The sequence below is a fragment of the Streptomyces sp. NPDC058812 genome (assembly GCF_042744565.1).
Lineage (GTDB): Bacteria > Actinomycetota > Actinomycetes > Streptomycetales > Streptomycetaceae > Streptomyces > Streptomyces thinghirensis.
Genome location: NZ_JBHYOB010000010.1, coordinates 184,723 through 207,117 on the forward strand (window position 1 = coordinate 184,723; position 22,395 = coordinate 207,117).

General features: G+C 70.4%; 20 protein-coding genes and 2 pseudogenes. 11 read left to right on the plus strand and 11 right to left on the minus strand.

Features of this window, described 5'->3' with window-relative positions; genetic code table 11:
* Entirely contained in the window at positions 1 to 1,707 is a 1,707-nt protein-coding gene (locus ACFW48_RS22315; RefSeq protein ID WP_386317350.1) for an AMP-binding protein, read from the minus strand.
* Between the two features lie 89 nt (positions 1,708 to 1,796).
* On the opposite strand from ACFW48_RS22315, the gene ACFW48_RS22320 reads away from it, so the two are divergent.
* From ACFW48_RS22320 to ACFW48_RS22330, 3 genes and pseudogenes are all read left to right on the plus strand, one after another.
* Positions 1,797 to 2,954 (plus strand): acyl-CoA dehydrogenase family protein, encoded by a 1,158-nt coding sequence (locus ACFW48_RS22320; protein WP_386317140.1) that lies wholly within the window; start codon positions 1,797 to 1,799, stop codon positions 2,952 to 2,954.
* Positions 2,951 to 3,349, plus strand: a complete 399-nt coding sequence (locus tag ACFW48_RS22325) for a RidA family protein (RefSeq protein WP_386317143.1) — start codon at positions 2,951 to 2,953, stop codon at positions 3,347 to 3,349. The genes ACFW48_RS22320 and ACFW48_RS22325 overlap by 4 nt, the downstream gene beginning before the upstream one ends.
* A 97-nt stretch (positions 3,350 to 3,446) precedes the next feature.
* A pseudogene (locus ACFW48_RS22330) lies at positions 3,447 to 3,895 on the plus strand (alpha/beta fold hydrolase); the annotation flags it as partial.
* Positions 3,896 to 3,913: 18 nt separating this feature from the next.
* Here ACFW48_RS22330 and ACFW48_RS22335 read toward each other — a convergent pair.
* Positions 3,914 to 4,123 (minus strand): DUF5999 family protein, encoded by a 210-nt coding sequence (locus tag ACFW48_RS22335; RefSeq protein WP_386317145.1) that lies wholly within the window; start codon positions 4,121 to 4,123, stop codon positions 3,914 to 3,916.
* Positions 4,124 to 4,363: 240 nt separating this feature from the next.
* Here ACFW48_RS22335 and ACFW48_RS22340 point away from each other — a divergent pair, with 240 nt between their 5' ends.
* Positions 4,364 to 4,807 (plus strand): DUF6299 family protein, encoded by a 444-nt coding sequence (locus ACFW48_RS22340; RefSeq protein WP_386317148.1) that lies wholly within the window; start codon positions 4,364 to 4,366, stop codon positions 4,805 to 4,807.
* 67 nt (positions 4,808 to 4,874) lie between these two features.
* Here the strand turns inward: ACFW48_RS22340 and ACFW48_RS22345 are convergent, their stop codons facing one another.
* Positions 4,875 to 5,729 (minus strand): hypothetical protein, encoded by an 855-nt coding sequence (locus ACFW48_RS22345; RefSeq protein WP_386317352.1) that lies wholly within the window; start codon positions 5,727 to 5,729, stop codon positions 4,875 to 4,877.
* Positions 5,730 to 6,242: 513 nt separating this feature from the next.
* Here ACFW48_RS22345 and ACFW48_RS22350 point away from each other — a divergent pair.
* The gene (locus tag ACFW48_RS22350; protein WP_386317150.1) at positions 6,243 to 6,548 is read left to right on the plus strand and encodes a PadR family transcriptional regulator; all 306 of its coding nucleotides are present in this window, start codon (positions 6,243 to 6,245) and stop codon (positions 6,546 to 6,548) included.
* A gap of 99 nt (positions 6,549 to 6,647) precedes the next feature.
* Here the strand turns inward: ACFW48_RS22350 and ACFW48_RS22355 are convergent, their stop codons facing one another.
* Both ACFW48_RS22355 and ACFW48_RS22360 read right to left on the minus strand, forming a co-directional pair.
* Complete coding sequence (locus tag ACFW48_RS22355; RefSeq protein WP_386317153.1) at positions 6,648 to 7,922, minus strand: APC family permease; 1,275 nt, start codon at positions 7,920 to 7,922, stop codon at positions 6,648 to 6,650.
* Between the two features lie 141 nt (positions 7,923 to 8,063).
* Positions 8,064 to 8,588, minus strand: a complete 525-nt coding sequence (locus ACFW48_RS22360) for a hypothetical protein (RefSeq protein WP_386317155.1) — start codon at positions 8,586 to 8,588, stop codon at positions 8,064 to 8,066.
* A gap of 137 nt (positions 8,589 to 8,725) precedes the next feature.
* Here ACFW48_RS22360 and ACFW48_RS22365 point away from each other — a divergent pair.
* Positions 8,726 to 9,376: pseudogene (locus ACFW48_RS22365) on the plus strand (ABC transporter ATP-binding protein); the annotation flags it as partial.
* A gap of 95 nt (positions 9,377 to 9,471) precedes the next feature.
* On the opposite strand, the gene ACFW48_RS22370 reads toward ACFW48_RS22365, so the two are convergent.
* Both ACFW48_RS22370 and ACFW48_RS22375 read right to left on the minus strand, forming a co-directional pair.
* Complete coding sequence (locus ACFW48_RS22370) at positions 9,472 to 10,188, minus strand: spermidine synthase (RefSeq protein WP_386317156.1); 717 nt, start codon at positions 10,186 to 10,188, stop codon at positions 9,472 to 9,474.
* Between the two features lie 90 nt (positions 10,189 to 10,278).
* Positions 10,279 to 11,964 (minus strand): ribonuclease J, encoded by a 1,686-nt coding sequence (locus ACFW48_RS22375; RefSeq protein WP_386317158.1) that lies wholly within the window; start codon positions 11,962 to 11,964, stop codon positions 10,279 to 10,281.
* Positions 11,965 to 12,191: 227 nt separating this feature from the next.
* On the opposite strand from ACFW48_RS22375, the gene ACFW48_RS22380 reads away from it, so the two are divergent.
* From ACFW48_RS22380 to ACFW48_RS22390, 3 genes are all read left to right on the plus strand, one after another.
* Positions 12,192 to 12,635, plus strand: coding sequence for a MerR family transcriptional regulator (locus tag ACFW48_RS22380; RefSeq protein ID WP_386317160.1), 444 nt, complete (start codon positions 12,192 to 12,194; stop codon positions 12,633 to 12,635).
* Between the two features lie 9 nt (positions 12,636 to 12,644).
* Entirely contained in the window at positions 12,645 to 12,785 is a 141-nt protein-coding gene (locus ACFW48_RS22385) for a hypothetical protein (RefSeq protein ID WP_386317162.1), read from the plus strand.
* A 139-nt stretch (positions 12,786 to 12,924) separates the two neighbouring features.
* Complete coding sequence (locus ACFW48_RS22390; protein ID WP_386317164.1) at positions 12,925 to 13,707, plus strand: hypothetical protein; 783 nt, start codon at positions 12,925 to 12,927, stop codon at positions 13,705 to 13,707.
* Positions 13,708 to 13,840: 133 nt separating this feature from the next.
* Here the strand turns inward: ACFW48_RS22390 and ACFW48_RS22395 are convergent, their stop codons facing one another.
* Positions 13,841 to 14,266, minus strand: a complete 426-nt coding sequence (locus ACFW48_RS22395) for a MerR family transcriptional regulator (RefSeq protein WP_386317166.1) — start codon at positions 14,264 to 14,266, stop codon at positions 13,841 to 13,843.
* Between the two features lie 396 nt (positions 14,267 to 14,662).
* Here ACFW48_RS22395 and ACFW48_RS22400 point away from each other — a divergent pair, with 396 nt between their 5' ends.
* On the plus strand, positions 14,663 to 16,165 hold the full coding sequence (locus tag ACFW48_RS22400) for a SulP family inorganic anion transporter (protein ID WP_386317169.1): 1,503 nt from the start codon (positions 14,663 to 14,665) through the stop codon (positions 16,163 to 16,165).
* A 159-nt stretch (positions 16,166 to 16,324) separates the two neighbouring features.
* On the opposite strand, the gene ACFW48_RS22405 is transcribed toward ACFW48_RS22400, so the two are convergent.
* Entirely contained in the window at positions 16,325 to 17,854 is a 1,530-nt protein-coding gene (locus tag ACFW48_RS22405) for a helix-turn-helix domain-containing protein (protein WP_386317172.1), read from the minus strand.
* A gap of 75 nt (positions 17,855 to 17,929) precedes the next feature.
* Entirely contained in the window at positions 17,930 to 18,127 is a 198-nt protein-coding gene (locus ACFW48_RS22410) for a DUF4236 domain-containing protein (RefSeq protein ID WP_386317173.1), read from the minus strand.
* Positions 18,128 to 18,445: 318 nt separating this feature from the next.
* Between ACFW48_RS22410 and acnA the strand changes: the two genes are divergently transcribed.
* Complete coding sequence (acnA, locus tag ACFW48_RS22415; RefSeq protein ID WP_386317175.1) at positions 18,446 to 21,163, plus strand: aconitate hydratase AcnA; 2,718 nt, start codon at positions 18,446 to 18,448, stop codon at positions 21,161 to 21,163.
* Between the two features lie 70 nt (positions 21,164 to 21,233).
* Here acnA and ACFW48_RS22420 read toward each other — a convergent pair whose 3' ends face one another.
* The gene (locus tag ACFW48_RS22420; protein WP_386317177.1) at positions 21,234 to 22,172 is read right to left on the minus strand and encodes an FG-GAP repeat domain-containing protein; all 939 of its coding nucleotides are present in this window, start codon (positions 22,170 to 22,172) and stop codon (positions 21,234 to 21,236) included.
* Positions 22,173 to 22,395: the final 223 nt, after the last annotated feature.

The window sequence follows — 22,395 nt, forward strand, 5'->3', positions numbered from 1 at the left end:
TTACGCCTGGTCACTCCCGGGATGATCGGGAGGGGCCAGGAGCCGGTAACGCTGGAGCTTTCCCGTCGCCGTGCGCGGCAGCGCCTCCAGGAAGACGATCTCGCGCGGGCACTTGTACGGCGCCAGTTCGGAGCGGAGGAACGCGCGCAGCGCGTCGGCGTCCCGCTCGGCGCCCTCCTTCAGTACGGCGTGGGCCACCACGACCTGTCCGCGGTTCGCGTCGGGCCGGCCCACCACGGCCGCTTCCACCACGTCCGGATGCCGCAGCAGCGCGTCCTCCACCTCCGGTCCGGCGATGTTGTACCCGGCGGAGATGATCATGTCGTCGGCGCGCGCCACGTACCGGAAGTACCCGTCGGGCTCGCGGACGTAGGTGTCGCCGGTGATGTTCCAGCCGCCGCGCACGTACTCCCGCTGCCGCGGATCGGCGAGATACCGGCAGCCCACCGGCCCGCGCACCGCCAGCAGCCCGGGTTCCCCGTCGGCCACCGGCACGCCGTTCTCGTCCTGCACGCGCGCGTGCCAGCCCGGCACCGGAACACCCGTCGTGCCGGGCCTGATGTCCCCGTCGGCCGCGGAGACGAAGATGTGCAGCAACTCGGTGGCGCCGATGCCGTTGATGATGGACAGGCCGGTGCGCTCGTGCCAGGCCCGCCAGGTGGCCGCGGGCAGGTTCTCGCCCGCCGAGACGCAGCGGCGCAGGCATGTCACGTCGTACGCGTCCAGTTCGTCGAGCATCGCGCGGTACGCCGTCGGCGCGGTGAACAGCACCGACACCCGGTGCTCGGCGACGGCGGGCAACAGCTGCCGGGGGCCCGCCTGTTCGAGGAGCAGCGCGCTCGCCCCGGCCCGCATCGGGAAGACCACCAGCCCGCCGAGCCCGAAGGTGAAGCCGAGCGGCGGGCTGCCCGCGAAGAGGTCGTCGGGGTGCGGCTTCAGCACGTGCTTGGAGAAGGTGTCGGCGATCGCCAGCACGTCGCGATGGAAGTGCATGCAGCCCTTGGGGCGCCCGGTGGTGCCCGAGGTGAAGGCGATCAGCGCCACGTCGTCGGCCGCGGTGTCCACGGCCGGGTACGGCGCGCCGGGCACCGTGCCGGCCTGCGTACGCGTCAGCAGGTCGTCGGGCGCGTCCCCGCCGTACGTCGTGATCCGCAGCCCCGGAATCTCCGCCTTGGCGAGATCGTCGACGGCCCGGACGTCGCACAGGGCATGGCGCACCCGGGCGATCTCGCAGATGGCGCGCAGCTCGTGCGGGCGCTGCTGGGCCAGCACGGTGACCGCCACCGCGCCCGCCTTCAGCACCGCCAGCCAGCAGGCGGCCAGCCACGGGGTGGTGGGCCCGCGCAGCAGCACCCGGTTGCCCGGGACGACACCGAGGTCGCCGGTGAGGAGATGGGCGAGCCGGTCGACGCGGGCCCGCAGCCGGCCGTAGGTCCAGTCGTCGCCGGACGCGGTGCGGAAGACCGGGCGGTCGTCGGGCGGGCCGGTGAGCAGCTCGGCGGCGCAGTTCAGCCGGGCGGGGTAGCGCAGTTCCGGCAGGTCGAAGCGGAGCTTTGGCCACTGGTCCGGGGGAGGGAGGTGCTCGCGCGTGAAGGTGTCGACGTGGGCGGAACGGTGCGGCTCCGCGCGGCGCGGATCTGCCATGGCGGTTCGCCCCCTTTGTCGTGGTGGGCTCGCGCAACGAGCGTATCGTGTTGGTGACGACAGTCAACGGGGCGCGATAGCCTCGGGTGTGGCCCGGCGGCAGAGGCGCAGGGCAGCGGAGCTGGGCAGGGGAGCAGGGGAAGGGATCGGCGATGACCGCATTCTCGCTCGAACCGGCACAACTCACCTGGTGCGCCGAGCTGCGCGCCCTGGCCGCCGAACGGCTGCGCCCGTTGGCCGAGAAGGGCGAACCGGGCCGCGTCGACCGCGCCCTCCTCGCCGAACTCGGCGTGCTCGGCCTGCTGCCCCGCCTGTTCACCTCGGGCGCGCTCGACCTGTGCCTGATGCGTGAGTCCCTCGCCCACGCCTGCACCGAGGCCGAGACCGCCCTCGCCCTCCAGGGCCTCGGCGCCCACCCGGTGCACGCCCACGGCACCGAGGCCCAGCGCGCCCGCTGGCTGCCCCGGGTGAGCGACGGCAGCGCGGTGGCCGCATTCGCCCTCAGCGAGCCCGACGCCGGTTCGGACGCGGCGGCGCTGACACTGGCCGCCCGCCCCGACAGCCGTGCCGACGGCGGCTCCGGCTGGCGGCTCACCGGTGAGAAGTGCTGGATCTCCAACGCCCCCGAGGCCGACTTCTACACCGTCTTCGCCCGCACCACCCCGGGCGCCGGCGCCCGCGGCGTCACCGCCTTCCTCGTGCCCGCCGACCGCCCCGGCCTCACCGGCACCCCCCTCGACATGCTCTCCCCGCACCCCATCGGCGCCCTCGACTTCGACGCCGTGCCCGTCACCGCGGACGACGTGCTCGGCGAGCCCGACCGCGGCTTCCGGGTCGCCATGGACACCCTCAACCTGTTCCGCCCCAGCGTCGGCGCCTTCGCCGTCGGCATGGCACAGGCCGCCCTGGACGCCACCCTCGCGCACACCACCGCCCGCGACGCCTTCGGCGGCAAGCTGCGCGACCTCCAGACCGTCTCCCACCAGGTCGCCGAGATGGCCCTGCGCACCGAGGCGGCCCGCCTGATGGTGTACGCGGCGGCGACGGCGTACGACGAGGGCGCACCGGACGTCCCGCGGCGCGCCGCGATGGCGAAGCTCCTCGCCACCGAGACCGCCCAGTACGTCGTCGACAAGGCCGTCCAACTGCACGGCGCCCGCGCCCTGCGCCGAGGCCACCTCCTCGAACACCTCTACCGCGAGGTGCGCGCCCCCCGCGTCTACGAGGGCGCGAGCGAGGTGCAACGCGGCATCATCGCCAAGGAGCTGTACCGAACACTGGACGCGACGACGCAGGAGGCCGGGACATGACCGCCGAACGGGTGAACCCGCCCGAACTCTCCCCGCCCACCGGCTTCTCCCACGCCGTCGTCGCCACCGGCACCCGCGTCGTGTTCCTGGCCGGCCAGACCGCCCTCGACACCCACGGCAAGGTCACGGGAGACACCCTCCACGCCCAGTTCGAGCTGGCCCTCACCAACCTCCTGACCGCCCTGCGCGCCGCCGGCGGCACCCCCGCCGACCTCGCCCGCGTCACCGTCTACGCCACGGACGTCGCCGCCTACCGCACCCACGCCGCCGACCTCGGCCGCACCTGGCGCGAGCTGGCGGGCCGCGACTACCCGGCGATGGCGGTCGTGGAGGTCGTACGCCTGTGGGACGAACGGGCGCTGGTGGAACTCGACGGATTCGCCGTCCTGCCGTAGCCGTACTGCCGTAAGCCCCGTGCTCCCCCTGGAGTTCCGCCTGCCGGCATCCAACTGGCCGCGGGAACCATCGAGTACGACGACACCGGCGGCGACGGCCCGGCATCCCGAACGCCTCGCGCGGCTGGCGCTCGTCGCGTGCGAGGCGTTGGACAACTACCCGCCGGGACTGCCCGGGAAGATGATCGGTCTCGCCTGCCGGGTACCCGGCGGAGTACCCCTACTGGTACGCGCCCTGGGCCTGAACCGCTGCGCCGCCTGCCCGTCGGCATCGGCGCGCTCACCAAGCGGCCGGTGCCGGACGCGGTCGTCGACGGCCGGCGGCGGCCGCTGCGCACCGACCCGGCGATCCGGCGCGACTTCCGGTACTACGGCACGCACGTCCGCCGCGATGAACTGCTGGAAGCCGCCCACGGCCGGCGCCTGGCCGAACTCCTCCCGCAGGGCCGGCTGGTGGAGGTCGAGGACGCCCGGACGCTGATCGCCGAGGACCAGCCGGAGCTGCTCGCCACCCTGCTGCGGGAGTTCGTCGCCGGGAAGGCCTGAGCGCCGCCCCAGGGGCGCTCAGGCCGCCATCGCCAGGCGCCCCGCGGACACCCGGTGCGGCGCGACGACCCGGCCGTCGGGCCGCAGCTCGCCGGTGTCGTCGAAGACGATCGTGCCGTCGCACAGCAGGTTCCACCCCTGCTCGGGGTGGGCGGCGACGACGTGTACGGTCACGCTCCGCGCGGCGGGGGAGCCGGCTGCGGGGCAGGAAGGCCGGTGGGTACACATGGCGCACCTCCACGTCGGGAGACCGTCCCGTCCTCGGGACCGTCGCATGTACAGACCGTGCGCCCGGCGGGAAGTCATCGCCAAGGGCCGGGCGGCAAGCGTGACAACACCCGGACAACCCGGCGACGGTTCCACGACGGCCGACGCGGACTCGCCACCGAAGGGGTGATGGTCACCGCCGTCGGCCCGTCCGCCCGGTACCAGTGGAACCCCCCATTCCGACCGACCGGGAGGTTCCCCATGCCCGTACGATCCGCGGCCCTCGCCACGGCCGCCGGCGCCGCCCTGCTTCTGCTGGCCGCCCCCGCCGCGACCGCGGCCCCCCACGACGCCCGTCTTGTCACGGAGTCGGTGACGGTCGACCCGACCGGACGTCTCGCCGCGGACGGCACCGTCACCCTCTCCGGCACCTACCGGTGCACCGCCGGCACCGGCCCCGTCTTCGTCAGCTCCACCGTGAGCCAGAGCGACCCGTCCGTCCGGCACGGCATCGGCGGTACCCGCGCGGTCTGCGACGGCCTGGAGCACCGCTGGGTCAACACGGGCACGCCCTCCGCGAACGCCCTGAAGCCCGGCGCGGCCCACGTGGAGGCCACCCTGATGGAACTGCGGCCCATGGGCGGTCTGCCGCTCCCGAGCTTCCACGCACGGCACGGCCAGGACGTGACCCTGACCGAGGGCTGACCGGCCGAAGCCGATGTGCCCCGGGTCCCGCACCGACCGACCGTCGGAGCGGGACCCACCCGTGTACTCAGGGCCGCTTCGGGGCCCCGGTGTCGGACCGCGGCGAGTGCGGGGGGTGCCGCCGCTGGTGGGGCAGGGGCACCGCCTCCGGGGCCGCGGCGTTCCCCGCGTCGTCGCCCGGTTCCGGTGCGGACGGGGGGCGCTGGCGGTGGCGCGGCACCGCTCGCCGGGGCGGACGGGTGAGCGTGATCTGGCGGACGATCTGCTGGAAGCAGACCAGCGACGCCAGCCCCGGCAGCGCCGCGGCCGCACCGTCGCTGAGTGTTCTGGGCGCCTGGACGATGCACAGCATCATCGCGATGGCGGAGAACAGCAGGACCACGGCCCACGAGTGGACAGCGCGGCGTTGGTGCAACGCGGACCGCAGGACGGCCAGCGACGCCACCAGCCAGGGCCCGTACACCAGCAGCGGCCACCAGGACACGGCGCTGCCGCGCGTGCGGGTCACGGCTGCCAGGCGCAGCGGTTCGTAGGCCACCATGCCGCCGAACAGGCTCACGGAGGCAGCGATGACCGCGGCGAGCGCCGCGACGAAAAGGCTCGCGGCGCGCAGCCGGCTCACCTTCGTCCTGCGGACTCTGCGGTGGCTCGCGGGGGATTCTCGCAACGGTGGAAGTTCCGCCGTGATTTCCTGCAGATTACTCAGCGGCGTGCCCGGCACGGGGGCGATCGCCGACGTGTCCGTCGTCCCGTGAACAATGGTGGTCTGCTGTTCCATCGCGTCCTGGAGCAGGAACGCGAGCTCTTCGGCCGGGTCCCAGCCGGGTTCCGGGGGGACCAGGGTCTCCTGGAACGCGTCCTCGGGCGCCCGGTGCCGGCCGGGGCCGCCCGCGGACCCGAACGAGCCGTCGCCGTAGGGCATGTGGTGGTGGGTCTGTTCCTCGTGCACGACGCCCGGGTCACTCCGCCCGGGTGCAGGTCAGGGACGCCTGGGACCGCCTCCACCGCTCGGCGAGGCTGGTCTCCAGTTCGGTCATGACATCCAGGAACCGTTGCAGTACGGGCTCGGTCACGCGGAGCGGGACGGGGAGCCCGCCTCTGGTCAGAGTTCCGTCGCTCGGTGACGGACAGTGGTTTCTGCCGGGCCTGTAGATGTATGGGCCAAGCGTCACCAATTCCCCGTATTCCTCTGTCATATCCGAAGTAACGTCTGCCTACTCCGTCGGATGCGCGGCAGTCGAGTGAACGGTTTCTGCGATACTTACCCAATCTCGAATTCACACCGGGTGGAATGTAGCGCTGTACGAAAAGCGGGAAATGCCGCGTGAGGGTCGCGGTCGCCACCGATGTCGCCCACGACGGCCGTGTCCCAGACGGCGCCGGGCGTAGAATCGGGCCCCGATATCGGATTCGTCACTGCCGGAGGTTGGCCAGAGTGCGGGAGTTCCAGCGGGGCGCGGTGCGGCTGCACATGCTTCACCACGCGTCCGAGGAGGAGATCCACGGCGCGTGGATGACCGAGGAACTGGCCCGTCATGGCTACCGGATCAGCCCCGGCACGCTGTATCCGACACTGCACCGGCTGGAGGCCGACGGGCTTCTGGTCTCCGAGCAACGCGTCGTCGACGGGCGGGCCAGACGGGTCTACCGCGCCACGGAGGCCGGGAAGCGGGCCCTCGCCGAGGACCGCAAGGCCCTGGCGGAGCTGGCCCGGGAAGTCCTCGGCGCGGAGATGCCGTAGGAGCCCAGCCGACAGCCGACAGCCGACAGCCGACAGCCGACAGCCGACAGCCGACAGCGCGCGGTCTCGGCCGCGCCCTTCTGGGGGTGGGAGCCCCGCCTACGGCCTGCGGGCGGCGATCGACCGGCGTACCCAGTAGGCGGCGCCACCGACCGCCAGCACCGCGGCCCCGGAGACGACCGAGGCCGACGGCAGGGCGAAGGCCAGGACCAGGCAGCCGGTCAGACCGACAGCGGGGACCAGGCGGTGCGGGCGTCCCTCGCCGGGGCCGAGGGTCCAGGCGGAGGCGTTGGCGACGGCGTAGTAGGCCAGAACGCCGAAGGACGAGAACCCGATCGCGTCGCGCACGTCCACCGTCGCCGCGACCACGGCCACCACGGCGCCGACTGCCAGCTCGGCCCGGTGCGGCACCTTGAACCTCGGGTGGACCACGGCGAGCGCGTGCGGCAGGTGCCGGTCGCGGGCCATGGCCAGGGTGGTGCGGGACACGCCGAGGACCAGCGCGAGCAGCGAACCGAGCGCCGCGACGGCGGCACCGACCCGTACGACGGGCGCGAGCCAGCCGGCGCCCGCGGCCTCTGCCGCGTCCGACAGCGGTGCCGTGGCGTCCGCCAGTCCCTCGGTGCCGAGCACTGTCACAACGGCCATGGCGACGACGGCGTAGACGATCAGGGTGATGCCGAGTGCGAGCGGGATCGCCCGGGGGATGGTGCGGGCGGGGTCGCGGACCTCTTCCCCGAGCGTGGCGATGCGCGCGTACCCGGCGAAGGCGAAGAACAGCAGGCCCGCCGCCTGGAGCGCCCCGCCGAAGGAGGCGTCCGAGCCGATGTGCAACCGTCCGGCGTCCGACTCGCCCGAGGTGAGGGCGGCGACGACCACGGCGGCGAGCACGGCGAGGACGACCGCGACGATCGCGCGCGTGAGGAGGGCGGACTTCTGCACTCCCGCGTAGTTCACGGCCGTCAGCGCCACCACCGCCGCGACCGCGACCGCGTGTGCCTGGCCGGGCCACACGTAGGAGCCGACCGTGAGTGCCATCGCCGCGCAGGAGGCGGTCTTGCCGACCACGAACCCCCAGCCGGCCAGGTAGCCCCAGAAGTCGCCCAGGCGTTCACGGCCGTAGACGTAAGTGCCTCCGGAGGCCGGGTAGCGGGCGGCCAGACGGGCGGAGGAGGTCGCGTTGCAGTACGCGACCACGGCAGCCAGGGCCAGGCCCAGCAGCAGACCGGAGCCGGCCGCCTGTGCCGCCGGGGCGAGCGCGGCGAAGATCCCCGCGCCGATCATCGATCCGAGGCCGATCACCACGGCGTCGGGCACACCGAGCCTGCGCCGCAACTCGTCCGGTACACCGGTGGCGGACGATGACTTGCTCATGGGCACACTCCTCGGCGACCGAGCCCCGTACTTCACGGACTCCGATATCGGATGACGATATACGGGTCCCGGCGATTCTCGGGAACACCTGCACGGTGGCCGCCATGACGTGCGACCTCTCCGCCCGCACGTTGTCCGCGCTTACGCCCCGGCAGCCACAAGCTCCGATTCGTCGGCGTACGCGGCGGCGACCTGGTCGATCTGCTCGTAGCCGGTGCGCAGCAGGAAGGTGTTGAGGCGGCCGTAGGACTTGGCGCCCAGGATGAAGAAGTGCGGTTCGGGATTGCGCAGGGCGTCGATGCCGACGGACGGCTGGGCGAGGCAGTCGCCGCCCGCGGAGCCGAGGAGGGCGGCGGAGAGGTTCATGGGGGCGCCGGTGGCGTAGCACTCGTGGACCTGCAACTGCCGGTAGAGCGAGGCGTCGCCGGTGTACCCGGTCAGCGCCACGATGTGGTCGAAGACCACGTCGCGCGGGCCGCCGGTGGTGGCGAGAGCGACGCGGACCCGGTCGCCGGCGCCTTGCAGGGCCTGGACGTGGGCGCCGGTGTGGACGGTGACGCGGTCATTGGCGCCGTCGGCGAGGGCGCGGGAGGTGTCCACCAGATGCCGGCGGTCGGGCAGTGTGTCGTCCGGTACGGCGCCCCAGTCGGGTGCCGGGCTGCGCACCGCCCACTCGACGCGGGTGCCGGGCAGGGCGGCCAGGTCGCGGGCGGCGGTCTGGGCGGATTTTCCGGCACCGATGAGCAGAATGGTTCCGGCCCAGCGGTCGGGGTCGCGGGTGTCCGGGAGGGTGCGGGTGACGCGTCGCCATCGTCGGCCCCACGGGCGCCGGCAAGACCACCCTGGTCAACCTGTTACTGCGCTTCTACGAACCGACCACCGGCCGCATCACCCTCGACGGCACCGACATCGCCGCCCTGCCCCGCGCCGAACTGCGCTCCCGCATCGGCATGGTCCTGCAGGACACCTGGCTCTTCGAAGGCACCATCGCCGCCAACATCGCCTACGGCCGGGAAGGCGCCGCGCCCGACGAGATCGTGTCGGCGGCGAAGGCGGCCCGCGCCGACCACTTCATCCGTACGCTTCCCGACGGCTACGACACCCGCCTCGACGAGAACGGCGAGGGCCTCAGCGCAGGCGAACGCCAGTTGCTCACCATCGCCCGCGCCTTCCTCACCCGACCGTCCATCCTCGTCCTCGACGAGGCCACCTCCTCGGTCGACACCCGCACCGAGGTCCTCGTCCAGCACGCCATGTCCGACCTGCGCACCGGCCGCACCAGCTTCGTCATCGCCCACCGGCCGTCCACCATCCGCGACGCCGACACCATCCTCGTCATGGAGAAGGGCCGCATCGTCGAGCAGGGCACGCACGAGGAACTGCTGGCAGCCGACGGCGCGTACGCACGGCTGTACGCAGCCCAGTTCGCGCAGGCTGCCACGCAACCGGCCTAGAGGGCCGGTCCGGCGTGTACGGGGCGAGTCCCGACCAGAGGGCGGATGCGGAGGCCGAGGCAGCAGCCCCGCCCTGCTCGCCCCGGCCCACGCGGCTACCTCATGTGCGCCACATACACGGTGTTGGTTGCGGTGCCGCCCTGGAGGGGGTTGTCAAAAGTGACGACGTGGGCCTCCGGTGCGGCGAAGGCGTCCCCAAGCGTGGAGGTGAACTGTTCATCCGGTGGGTCGTTCGACCACAGGGCGAACACCCCGTCGGGTTGGAGATGCGCTGCCAGAGCGCGGAGCCCAGCAGGCTGGTAGAAAGCGGCATGGCCGGGGTTCAGCACATGGCGCGGCGAGTGGTCGATGTCCAGCAGGATGGCGTGGAAACGGCGGCCCGGCGTCCGCGGGTCCAGGCCGTCGGCAGCGGCGGCCATCGCGAAGAAGTCACCGTGCACCAGTCGGCAGCGCGCATCCGAGGTCAGCGCGGTGCCGAGGGGCACGAGGCCGCGCTGGTGCCAGTCGATGACCGCGGTGAGCGTGTCGATCACGGCGAGTGTGCGGACTCGGGGATCGTTCAACACCGCCTGGGCGGTGTACCCCAGTCCGAGACCGCCGACGGCCACGTCCAACTGGGTGTCCGGCAGCTTTGCCAGTCCCAGCTCGGCCAGCGCGATCTCGCCGGCGGTGAAGAGGCTGGACATCAAGAACTCGTCGCCGAGTTTGACCTCGAAGACGTCCTCTCCCGTCGCCGGATGGCGGCGCCTGCGCAGACTGATGTCACCGATTGGCGTCTCCTGCCAGTCGATATCCTCGAAACGCGAGCTCATTCGTTCACCTTTCTGACGTCTGGCGCCCTGGGAATGCCGCCCGGGCGGTGCTCGACACGGTCGCCCGGGGGCGGGTGGAACGCGGCCCGGTCAGGCGTCGACGATGACGGGAATGACCAGGGGCTTGCGGCGGTGAGTCCGGAACGCCCAGTTCGCCACGGCACGGGCGATGAGCTGTTCGAGCTGGTGCGCGTCACCGACGCCTTCCTGCGCCGCGGTGGCCAGGGTCTTCTCGATGACGGGGATGACGGGCTCGAAAGTGGTTTCGTCGTGGACGAAGCCGCGGGCGAGGAAGTCGGGGGGCTCGGTCAGCGCGCCGGTGTCGGCGTCGACGAGGGCCACGACGGTGACGACGCCCTCCTCGGCGAGGGTGAGGCGGTCCTTGAGGGATGCCTCGGTGGCGCCGCCGACTTCCATGCCGTCCACATAGACGTTGCCCGCGGGCACCTTGCCGGTGATGGAGGCGCGGCCGTCCACGAGGTCGACGACGACGCCGTCCTCGGCGATGACGACGCGGCCGGGGTCGACGCCGGTGCGGATGGCGAGGTCGGCGTTGGCCCGCAGATGGCGCCATTCGCCGTGGACGGGCATCACGTTGCGGGGCTTGACGATGTTGTAGCAGTAGACGAGTTCGCCGGCGCTGGCGTGGCCGGAGACATGCACCTTGGCGTTGCCCTTGTGGACGACGTGGGCGCCCCACCGGGTCAGCCCGTTGATCACCCGATAGATGGCGTTCTCATTGCCGGGGATCAGGGAGCTGGCGAGCAGGACGGTGTCGCCCTGGCCGATGCGGATCATGTGGTCGCGGTTGGCCATCCGCGACAGGGCGGCCATCGGCTCGCCCTGCGAGCCGGTGCACACGAGGGTGACCCGGTGGTCGGGGAGCTTCTCCAGTTCCTTCGTACTGACGACCAGGCCGGAGGGGACCTTGAGGTACCCCAGCTCGCGTGCGATGCCCATGTTGCGGACCATGGAGCGGCCCACGAACGCGACCTTGCGGCCGTGCTGGTGGGCGGCGTCCAGGACCTGCTGGATGCGGTGCACGTGGCTGGCGAAGCTGGAGACGATGACCCGCTTGGGCGCGGTACGCATCACCTGCTCGATCGCCGGGTTCAGCTCGCGTTCGGAAGTGGTGAAGCCGGGGACTTCGGCGTTGGTGGAGTCGGTGAGGAACAGATCGACGCCTTCTTCGCCGAGGCGGGCGAAGGCGCGCAGGTCGGTGATGCGCTCGTCCAGGGGGAACTGGTCCATCTTGAAGTCCCCGGTGTGCAGCACCAGCCCGGCTCCGGTACGGATCGCCACGGCCAGCCCGTCCGGGATGGAGTGGTTGACCGCCACGAACTCGCACTCGAAGGGGCCGAAACCCCGCCGGTCACCCTCGCGTACCCGCACGGTACGGGGCCGGATGCCGTGCTCCTTGAGCTTGGCTTCCAGGAACGCCAGCGTCAGCTTCGAGCCGACCACCGGGATGTCGCGCCGCTCCCGGAGGAGGTACGGCACGCCACCGATATGGTCCTCGTGCCCATGGGTGAGGACGACGGCCACGACGTCGTCCAGCCGGTCCCTGATCGAGGTGAAGTCGGGCAGGATCACGTCCACGCCGGGCTGGTTCTCTTCCGGAAACAGCACACCGCAGTCGACGATCAGCAGCTTGCCGGCATGCTCGAAGACGGTCATGTTGCGACCGATTTCGCCCAGGCCGCCCAAAGCGGTGATCCTCAGCCCACCTTCGGGGAGTGGCGGGGCGGCTTTCAGTTCGGGGTGTGGATGACTCATCCCCTGACGTTACCGAAGGGTCCGCCGAGGTCATTCACGGCCTGCCATGGCGGGGCGGTGTTTGTGCATCGCACACGTCCGGTGTCGGCATCGCCGACGAGCTGTCTCCTCACGAGGGCGACCTGTCCGGGGCCGCCCTCGCTCCACCCCCCTTGCGAACTTACCCTAACGAGAGGGTAACTTTGTCGGCGGCAATGGTGCCGGCACGTCGAGCGAGGCGGTGAGCCGTGGGCGGAAGGCTGATGCAGATCGGCGAGGTGTCCGAGCGGACGGGACTCTCCCTGCGCACCATCCGCCACTACGAGGAAGCCGGGGTGGTGGCGCCCAGCGAGCGAAGTGCCGGCGGGTTCCGCCTCTGCACCGAGGCCGAGGTGCGCCGCCTCGCGCTGGCTCGGCGCATGCGCCCGCTGGGCTTCTGCCTCGAAGGCGTCCGTGCCGTGCTGGACGTACTGGAACAGCTTCCGGACAACGGCAAGCCGTTGCCGGAGACCGACGAGCAAGTACCTGAGGTACTGGTGGCACGACTACGTACATACTGGGTGGAGGCCGACGCGCGGCGTGAGGACCTCCGGCGCCGGCTGGCGTCCGCCGAGGATTTCGCCCACTCCCTGCATGGTCACCTGGCCCGCCTGATGGACATCGACGCGGCCGGCGGGGAGGCGGCACGATGAGCCCGGGCGGTGAGTGGGCCGCCAGTGAGGCAGCGCGACGTCCGCGACAAGGCGCGGCTGGCCGTCTTCCCCGACCGCTGGCAGGCCAACTCCTTCCAGCGCGAGTTCCCCGACGCCCGTCTCGCCCACCACATCGCCGCGCACGACTAGGTCCTGCGCGTGGGGGTGGTGGCGCACCGTCTCGTTTCCTGAACGCCGGGGGCGACCGACTTACGCCCCCATCGCACCTTCAGGACTACCCTAACGTGAGAGTAGACTATGACGTCTGGTGGTGAGGAGGTGGATGAGCATGGCGAGCGTGACAGCCTGTCCCACCTGCGGGGAGGCGGAAGAACTGCGCGGGGCTCCTGTGGGCGACGACATCCGGGTCACGTGCCTGCGATGCGGCGAGCAGTGGATGCGGGGCGGTCTGCGATGTGTGAGCTGTGGCGGTCAGGAGATCGTTCACCGCCCACAGGCCATGACCCGGCACTCGCGCGGAACCCAACTGTCCATCATCGGCTGGCGCGAACTCCCCCTGTGCCGCACGTGCGACGCCGACGCACTGGAGGCGTCCATCTCCGAGAACGTCCCTGTGCCCGGCGACTACGTCGCGGCTTGCCTCGGGGCCGCCGCCGTCGAAGGCCCGGATGCCGCGACCGCGCCGCCCGCCTCGCCACCTGTCCAGCGGCCCGTGCCGCCACCGCAGTCCAAGCCGGTCGAGGCCCAGGGCGGGCCGGGCCGGCCGAGCGCTGCTCCGCGCCCGCGAGCCCCTCGGCCGAAGACCGCACCGTCTCCGTCGGCGGTGCCCACCGTCCGGCAGGCGATCGCGGCCTTCATGGGCGAAGCCTCCGGTCAGCCCGATGCCACCGCGATGCTGCTGCTGGGCACACATCTCGGCTCTCATGAACGGCTCGGTGTGCTGGAACAGGAAGGTGCCGCCGACCGCCTGGCCGACTGGTGCCAGGGGCACTGGAGCGGCGGGAGCGACCGCGACCGGCGCGCCCTGAGCACAGTCTGCAGGGCCGTCGACTTCTGGGGAGCCCGCGGCTGGCTCACATCCGATCCCGCCGCCCGCCTGCGCCGGCCGTGACGGACGACGACGGGGCGACAGTCCGTCCGGCCCGGACAGGGCGCGACAACCGCGTCAGCGCGTGCGACAACGGGTCCCGTCTGCGAAAACGGGCCCCGTCCGGGAGAGAGGGCGCGAGGCCCTCCTTCTCGCTCTATCGGCGCGGAGGCTCCCCGTCGAACTCGGACTCAAGCCGTTGCTGCAGTGTGGCGGCGAAGTCCTCGGCCATCGCCAGGCGGGCGCGCAGTGTCTCGCACCGCGCGTCGGCCACCTTCCGGTACGAGTCCAGACGCTCCCGCAACCGCTCCCTCTCCTCGCCGGTCGGTGCCCCGTCAGGCGTGGCAAGCCGGTCGGTGATGTCCAGCAGGTCCCGCATCTCTTCGAGGGAGAAGTCGAGCGGCTTCATGCGGCGGATCACCATCAGGCGCTCCACGTCGGACTCCGTGTACAGCCGGAAGCCGCCCTTGCTGCGGGCGGAGGGAATAACGAGGCCGACCTCTTCGTAGTGACGGATGGTGCGCAGCGACAAACCGGTCCGCTCGGCAACCTCGCCGATCTGCATCTGCCGCTGTCCCGTCATCGTCCTGCCATCTCCCTCTGTTCGCCCGGTGCCGAAACGGTTAAGTGAACTACTGTACGTGAGAACAATCACAAGGCATCCGGGGCTGTTTACCTGCGCTTCACAAGCCGCAACTCGCACTCTGCCTTCACGTCAGGGTAGACTGTTCGACGTACTCGCCTTCCAGTACACGGTAGAGGCGACGACCAGCCGCGGCGTCGGCCCTGATCCGGTCCATGGCGGCACTGAAGACTCGCGGGCAATGATGCCCGACCGGTGACCCAAGGGTCGCCGCCCTGTCCGGCAAGGCCCCCGTCGAGGCGGCCGGGGTGCCGGACGATTCCTCATCGGGATCACGTACGCCGAGCGCGTGTGTCCAGCGGCAGTGGATGCGTGCGCCTGAACAGAAACGGTTGCATGTCCTCACCGCTGTCCCAAGCTCCCAAGCTGCGCCTGTCCAAGCCGGACTGGCTCGCGTCTCCGAAGGTCGTGCGCACCGAGGTGCTGGCCGGTCTGGTCGTCGCCCTGGCGCTCATCCCGGAGGCGATCTCGTTCTCGATCATCGCCGGGGTCGACCCCGCGGTCGGCCTGTTCGCCTCCTTCACGATGGCCGTCGTCATCTCCGTCGTCGGTGGCCGCAAGGCGATGATCTCTGCCGCGACCGGCGCCGTCGCCCTGGTCATCGCCCCGCTCAACCAGGAGTACGGCCTCGGCTACATGGTCGCCGCCGTCATTCTCGCCGGCGTCTTCCAGGTGATCCTCGGTGCACTCGGCGTCGCCAAACTGATGCGGTTCGTGCCGCGCAGCGTCATGGTGGGCTTCGTCAACGCCCTGGCCATCCTGATCTTCATGGCCCAGGTGCCCGAGATGCACGACGTGCCGTGGGCCGTCTACCCGCTCCTCGTCGCCGGCCTCGCGCTCATGGTGTTCTTCCCGAAGGTCACCAAGGTGATCCCGGCGCCGCTGGTCTCCATCGTCGTCCTGACGGTGATCACCGTCGCGGCGGGCATCGCCGTCCCGAACGTCGGCGACAAGGGTGAACTGCCCTCCTCCCTGCCGGTACCCGGGCTGCCCGACGTGCCCTTCACTCTGGACATGCTGACCACCATCGCGCCCTACGCGCTCGCCATGGCGCTGGTGGGTCTGATGGAGTCGCTGATGACGGCCAAGCTGGTCGACGACATCACCGACACCCACTCCGGCAAGACCCGCGAGTCCATCGGCCAGGGCATCGCCAATATCGTCACCGGCTTCTTCGGCGGCATGGGCGGCTGCGCCATGATCGGCCAGACCATGATCAACGTAAAGGTCTCGGGCGCCCGCACCCGCCTGTCCACCTTCCTGGCCGGTACCTTCCTGATCATCCTGGTCGTCGTCTTCGGCCCCATCGTCTCCGACATCCCCATGGCCGCCCTGGTCGCCGTCATGATCATGGTGTCGGTGGGTACGTTCGACTGGCACTCGATCCAGCCCAAGACGCTCAAGCGGATGCCGGTCGGCGAGACGATCGTCATGGCCGTCACCGTCATCTGTGTGGTCGCCACCCACAACCTGGCCATCGGTGTGGTCGTCGGCACCATCGCCGCGATGATCATCTTCGCCAAGCGGGTCGCTCACCTCGCCAACGTCTCAGGCGTGGTCGACCCCGACGGCGAGCAGGTCGTCTACTCGGTCACCGGCGAGCTGTTCTTCGCCTCGTCCAACGACCTCGTCTACCAGTTCGACTACAAGGACGACCCCGACGACGTCGTCATCGACCTGTCCGGCACCCACATCTGGGACGCCTCGTCGGTCGCCGCCCTGGACGCGATCGAGACCAAGTACGCCCAGCGCGGCAAGAAGGTCACGATCGTGGGGCTGAACAAGCCCAGCGCCGACATGCACCAGCGCCTGGCCGGCCAGCTCACCGGCGGGCACTGACGGACCGTCGAGGCTGCCGCCGACTTCCTGGAGGGCGGCCCGCAGTCCGCCGCGGGCCCAAAGTCCCAGAGAAGTCCCAGAGAATTCCCCGAGATGCCGCCGCGCCCCGCCCTGACCCGCTTCACCGCAGGTCGGACGAGGCGCGGCGGCATTCGTATGTCAGATGTCCCGGAAGATCTCGATCTGCGCCCCGATCGAGTTCAGCCGCTCGGCCAGGTCCTCGTACCCGCGGTTGATGACGTACACGTTGCGCAGTACCGACGTGCCCTCGGCCGCCATCATCGCCAGCAGGACCACCACGGCGGGGCGCAGGGCCGGCGGGCACATCATCTCGGCGGCGCGCCAGCGGGTGGGGCCCTCGACCAGGACGCGGTGGGGGTCCAGGAGTTGGAGGCGTCCGCCGAGGCGGTTGAGGTCGGTCAGGTAGATGGCGCGGTTGTCGTAGACCCAGTCGTGGATGAGGGTCTGGCCCTGCGCGGAGGCGGCGATGGCCGCGAAGAAGGGGACGTTGTCGATGTTCAGGCCCGGGAAGGGCATCGGGTGGATCTTGTCGATCGGCGCTTCGAGTTTGGAGGGGCGGACGGTGAGGTCCACCAGGCGCGTACGGCCGTTGTCGGCGAAGTACTCCGGCGTGCGGTCGTGGTCGAGGCCCATCTCCTCCAGGACCGCCAGCTCGATCTCCAGGAACTCGATGGGGACGCGGCGGACCGTCAGCTCCGACTCCGTCACCACGGCGGCGGCGAGCAGGCTCATCGCCTCGACCGGGTCCTCGGAGGGGGAGTAGTCCACGTCGGCGTCGATGACCGGCATGCCGTGCACGGTGAGGGTGGTGGTGCCGACGCCCTCGACCCGGACGCCGAGGGCCTCCAGGAAGAAGCAGAAGTCCTGGACCATGTAGTTGGAGGAGGCGTTGCGGATGACGGTGACGCCGTCGTGGCGGGCGGCCGCGAGGAGCGCGTTCTCGGTGACCGTGTCGCCCCGCTCGGTCAGCACGATCGGGCGGTCCGGGCGCACCTGACGGTCGACCACCGCGTGGTAGTGACCCTCGGTCGCGGCGACGTCCAGGCCGAACCGGCGCAGCGCGATCATGTGCGGCTCGATGGTCCGGGTGCCGAGGTCGCAGCCACCGGCGTAGGGAAGCCGGAAGCGGTCCATGCGGTGCAGCAGCGGACCGAGGAACATGATGATCGAGCGGGTGCGGACGGCGGCCTCGGCGTCGATGGCCTCCATGTCCAGCTCGGCCGGCGGCACGATCTCCAGGTCGGTGCCGTCGTTGATCCAGCGGGTGCGTACGCCGATGGAGTTCAGCACCTCCAGGAGGCGGTAGACCTCCTCGATGCGGGCGACCCGGCGCAGCACCGTGCGCCCCTTGTTGAGCAGCGAGGCGCACAGCAGGGCCACGCAGGCGTTCTTGCTGGTCTTGACGTCGATGGCGCCGGAGAGGTGCCGGCCGCCGACCACCCGCAGGTGCATCGGACCCGCGTAGCCGAGAGAGACGATTTCGCTGTCCAGCGCTTCGCCGATGCGGGCGATCATCTCAAGGCTGATGTTCTGGTTGCCGCGCTCGATGCGGTTGACGGCGCTCTGACTTGTGCCGAGCGCCTCCGCAAGCTGTGACTGCGTCCAGCCGCGGTGCTGCCGGGCGTCACGGATGAGCTTGCCGATGCGTACGAGGTAGTCGTCTGCCATGAGGTTGAGGCTATCTCAGATATGAGATGGCACCTCTCGGGGGGTCCGTCGGAGTGACGGGCCGTCAAGGCCACCTCAATGATGCCTGGTCGAGCGGGTGCGCCGCCATCCGAAAGGTCCGGGCAAATCCATCGATGTCGTACGACGTCCCGTGCTGCTGCGGGTGTGGCGCGGGCCGTTCCTGCCGCCGGTCGTGATGGACCAGGAACGTTTGTTGATGTTCAGTCGTACTCCGGGAAGGATCCGGAGGCTCTTGCGGAACGTGAGGGGCATCGCGCCTCCTTCCGAGTCGCGCCGGGATGTTCCCGGCGCAAGTCGGATACCCCCGTTCTGCGTAGTGATGGCCGCGCGGGTCACCCGGGACGGGTGCCGGGTGGGGCGTACGCCACACCGCGCCCGGGCATGACCAGTCCGCCCCCATGTACTAGAGTTATCTCGACATCGAGATATCTGCCGAGGCGCACCGCAGTCGCATGCCGCTATCGGGTCTGGCAGTAAGGGTTACCTAACTTAGCCCTACCTTAGCGGATCGGCCAGGGCGGCGTGGCGGCAGGATGCGGTGGTACGCGCACATAAATGAAGGAGACTGTCGTGTCGGCGAACAGCTTCGACGCCCGCAGCACACTGCAGGTGGGCGACGAGTCTTACGAGATCTTCCGGCTGGACAAGGTCGAGGGCTCCGCGCGCCTTCCCTACAGCCTGAAGGTGCTGCTGGAGAACCTCCTCCGCACCGAGGACGGCGCGAACATCACCGCCGACCACATCCGCGCCCTCGGCGGCTGGGACTCGCAGGCCCAGCCGTCGCAGGAGATCCAGTTCACGCCGGCCCGCGTGATCATGCAGGACTTCACCGGCGTGCCCTGTGTCGTCGACCTCGCCACCATGCGCGAGGCCGTCAAGGAACTCGGCGGTGACGCGGCGAAGATCAACCCGCTGGCCCCGGCCGAGCTGGTCATCGACCACTCCGTCATCGCCGACAAGTTCGGCACCAACGACGCCTTCAAGCAGAACGTCGACCTGGAGTACGGCCGCAACAAGGAGCGCTACCAGTTCCTGCGCTGGGGTCAGACCGCCTTCGACGAGTTCAAGGTCGTCCCGCCGGGCACCGGCATCGTCCACCAGGTGAACATCGAGCACCTGGCCCGCGTCGTCATGACCCGTGACGGCAAGGCCTACCCCGACACCCTGGTCGGCACCGACTCGCACACCACCATGGTCAACGGCCTCGGCGTCCTCGGCTGGGGCGTCGGCGGCATCGAGGCCGAGGCCGCGATGCTCGGCCAGCCGGTCTCCATGCTGATCCCGCGCGTCGTCGGCTTCAAGCTGACCGGCGAGCTGACGCCCGGCACCACCGCCACCGACCTGGTCCTCACGATCACCGAGATGCTGCGCAAGCACGGCGTCGTCGGCAAGTTCGTCGAGTTCTACGGCGAGGGTGTCGCCGCCACGTCGCTGGCCAACCGCGCCACCATCGGCAACATGTCGCCGGAGTTCGGCTCCACCGCCGCGATCTTCCCGATCGACGACGAGACGCTGAACTACATGCGCCTGACCGGCCGCAGCGACCAGCAGGTCGCGCTCGTCGAGGCGTACGCCAAGCAGCAGGGCCTCTGGCTGGACCCGAAGGCCGAGCCGGACTTCTCCGAGAAGCTGGAGCTCGACCTCTCCACGGTCGTGCCCTCCATCGCCGGCCCGAAGCGCCCGCAGGACCGCATCGTCCTCGCGAACGCCGCCGAGCAGTTCAAGCAGGACGTCCGCAACTACGTGGACAGCGTGGACGAGGCGGGCCAGGAGTCCTTCCCGGCCTCCGACGCCCCGGCCGTCGCCCCCAACGGCGCCCCGTCCAACCCGGTTCCGGTCACCGCCCCCGACGGCACGACCTACGAGCTGGACCACGGTGCGGTGACGGTCGCCGCCATCACCTCCTGCACCAACACCTCCAACCCGTACGTCATGGTCGCCGCCGCCCTGGTGGCCAAGAAGGCGGTGGAGAAGGGCCTGACCCGCAAGCCGTGGGTCAAGACCACCCTCGCCCCGGGCTCCAAAGTCGTCACCGACTACTTCGAGAAGGCGGGCCTGACCCCGTACCTCGACAAGGTCGGCTTCAACCTCGTCGGCTACGGCTGCACCACCTGCATCGGCAACTCCGGCCCGCTGCCGGACGAGGTCTCCAAGGCCGTCAACGACCACGACCTCGCCGTCACCTCGGTCCTCTCCGGCAACCGGAACTTCGAGGGCCGGATCAACCCCGACGTCAAGATGAACTACCTGGCGTCGCCCCCGCTGGTGGTCGCCTACGCGCTCGCGGGCTCCATGAAGGTGGACATCACCAAGGACGCCCTGGGCGCCGACCAGGACGGCAACCCGGTCTACCTCAAGGACATCTGGCCCACCGAGGCCGAGGTCAACGAGGTCGTCGCCAGCGCCATCGGCGAGGACATGTTCACCAAGTCCTACAGCGACGTCTTCGCCGGCGACGCCCAGTGGCAGGCGCTGCCGATCCCGACCGGCGACACGTTCGAGTGGGACGCCGAGTCCACCTACGTGCGCAAGCCCCCGTACTTCGAGGGCATGGGCATGGAGCCGGCCCCGGTCGAGGACATCTCCGGTGCCCGCGTGCTGGCCAAGCTGGGCGACTCGGTCACCACCGACCACATCTCCCCGGCCGGTGCGATCAAGGCCGACACCCCGGCCGGCAAGTACCTGACGGAGCACGGCGTCGAGCGCCGGGACTTCAACAGCTACGGCTCGCGCCGCGGCAACCACGAGATCATGATCCGCGGTACGTTCGCCAACATCCGCCTGCGCAACCAGATCGCGCCGGGCACCGAGGGCGGCTACACCCGCGACTTCACCCAGGACGGCGGTCCGGTGTCGTTCATCTACGACGCCTCCCGCAACTACATCGAGCAGGGCATCCCGCTCGTCGTCCTGGCCGGCAAGGAGTACGGCTCCGGCTCGTCCCGTGACTGGGCGGCCAAGGGCACCGCGCTCCTCGGCGTCAAGGCCGTCATCGCCGAGTCCTACGAGCGCATCCACCGCTCGAACCTCATCGGCATGGGCGTCCTGCCGCTCCAGTTCCCGGAGGGCCAGACGGCCGGCTCCCTCGGCCTGACCGGCGAGGAGGCCTTCTCCGTCTCCGGCGTCACCGAGCTGAACGACGGCACCACCCCGCGCACGGTGAAGGTCACCACCGACACCGGTGTCGAGTTCGACGCGGTCGTCCGCATCGACACCCCCGGTGAGGCGGACTACTACCGCAACGGCGGCATCCTGCAGTACGTGCTGCGCAGCCTGATCCGCAAGTAGGCGGCACCGCACAACGGCCGAGGGCCGCACCCCCGTCGCCGGGGGTGCGGCCCTCGCCCTTGCTCGCCCCTCAGAACAGCAGGCGGTACGTGTTCCAGCCGCCGCTGCCGATCTTCACACGGGACTTGTACGGGGACGCGGCGTTGCCGGTGCCCTTGTACAGGTACAGCGCGCCCGTCTTGTCACGGGCGACCAGGTCCGTGATGCCGTCGATGTCGATGTCGCCGACGGAGACGATGTTGTTGTAGGTGTTCCAGCCGCCGCCGATGCGGGCGCGGGACGTGAACGGCGCCTTGTAGTCGCCGGTGCCCTTGTAGAGCCACAGCACGCCGGAGCTGTCCTTGGCGACGATGTCGTCCTTGCCGTCACCGGTCAGGTCGCCCTTGCCGGTGATGTGGGTGTAGGCGTTCCACCCGCCGCCGACCCTGTAGCGCTGGGTCAGCTTGCCGTTGCCGTAGCCGAGGTACAGGTACAGCACGCCGGAGCTGTCACGGGCGAGCAGGTCGTCGGCTGCGGCGCCACCGACGTTCGCCGGCGAGAACAGCTGGTTGTAGATGTTCCAGCCGTTGCCGACGAAGACGTGCTCGTCGCTGGTGGTGCCCCACTCACCGTAGTACAGCTGGCCCCCGGACGTGACGTGCCAGAGGCCGTCCGAGAATCCGTCGGCGTCGTGGTCGACCTGCGTCATGGCGCGGGCGCTCTGCCAGCCGTATCCGGCGTCCCAGCGAGCGTCCAGCCCGCCCTCGAAGTCCGGGTCGTAGCTCCACAGGTCACCCTCGCCGTCCACACCGAACAGCGGGTTGATCGGGGCGTCTCCGGGTATGGCGGAAGCGCCGTACTTCTCGGCGCCCGAGGGCTTCACTTCGAGGTGCGACCGGGACGCGGTGGCTCCCGGTTCGTCGGCGGCGACCGCGACACTCGCACCGCTCGCCACCAGAGCGGCGGTGAGCGCCGCAGCCGTGGCACGCGCCAGGGCGCGACGCGTGTTCAGGCCGGAGCTTTTGGCCACGTGGGTCCTCCATTTGGTCATGTGGAAGGGATCGCGGACGGGTAAGTCCGCATGATCCCGGGGTACTTCGTGATCCTTACACATGACGTTCACACGTCAATCAGATTAACCACGGGGGACGAGAGCGGTACAGAACAGGTACGCAAGCGCAACGTGGGGCGTACAACCTTTTGCGGGGTACGCCGGTCGCCCGGCGTACCCCCCACGCACCGTCATTCCACGG

Coding starts and splice junctions, on each gene's coding strand:
- ACFW48_RS22325 (WP_386317143.1), top strand. CDS start 2,951: ATGACCGCCGAACGGGTGAACCCGCCCGAACTCTCCCCGCCCACCGGC.
- ACFW48_RS22390 (WP_386317164.1), top strand. CDS start 12,925: ATGGCGAGCGTGACAGCCTGTCCCACCTGCGGGGAGGCGGAAGAACTG.
- ACFW48_RS22320 (WP_386317140.1), top strand. CDS start 1,797: ATGACCGCATTCTCGCTCGAACCGGCACAACTCACCTGGTGCGCCGAG.
- ACFW48_RS22335 (WP_386317145.1), bottom strand. CDS start 4,123: ATGTGTACCCACCGGCCTTCCTGCCCCGCAGCCGGCTCCCCCGCCGCG.
- ACFW48_RS22395 (WP_386317166.1), bottom strand. CDS start 14,266: ATGACGGGACAGCGGCAGATGCAGATCGGCGAGGTTGCCGAGCGGACC.
- ACFW48_RS22405 (WP_386317172.1), bottom strand. CDS start 17,854: ATGGCAGACGACTACCTCGTACGCATCGGCAAGCTCATCCGTGACGCC.
- ACFW48_RS22340 (WP_386317148.1), top strand. CDS start 4,364: ATGCCCGTACGATCCGCGGCCCTCGCCACGGCCGCCGGCGCCGCCCTG.
- ACFW48_RS22355 (WP_386317153.1), bottom strand. CDS start 7,922: ATGAGCAAGTCATCGTCCGCCACCGGTGTACCGGACGAGTTGCGGCGC.
- ACFW48_RS22370 (WP_386317156.1), bottom strand. CDS start 10,188: ATGAGCTCGCGTTTCGAGGATATCGACTGGCAGGAGACGCCAATCGGT.
- ACFW48_RS22375 (WP_386317158.1), bottom strand. CDS start 11,964: ATGAGTCATCCACACCCCGAACTGAAAGCCGCCCCGCCACTCCCCGAA.
- ACFW48_RS22400 (WP_386317169.1), top strand. CDS start 14,663: ATGTCCTCACCGCTGTCCCAAGCTCCCAAGCTGCGCCTGTCCAAGCCG.
- ACFW48_RS22345 (WP_386317352.1), bottom strand. CDS start 5,729: ATGCCCTACGGCGACGGCTCGTTCGGGTCCGCGGGCGGCCCCGGCCGG.
- ACFW48_RS22410 (WP_386317173.1), bottom strand. CDS start 18,127: ATGCCCCTCACGTTCCGCAAGAGCCTCCGGATCCTTCCCGGAGTACGA.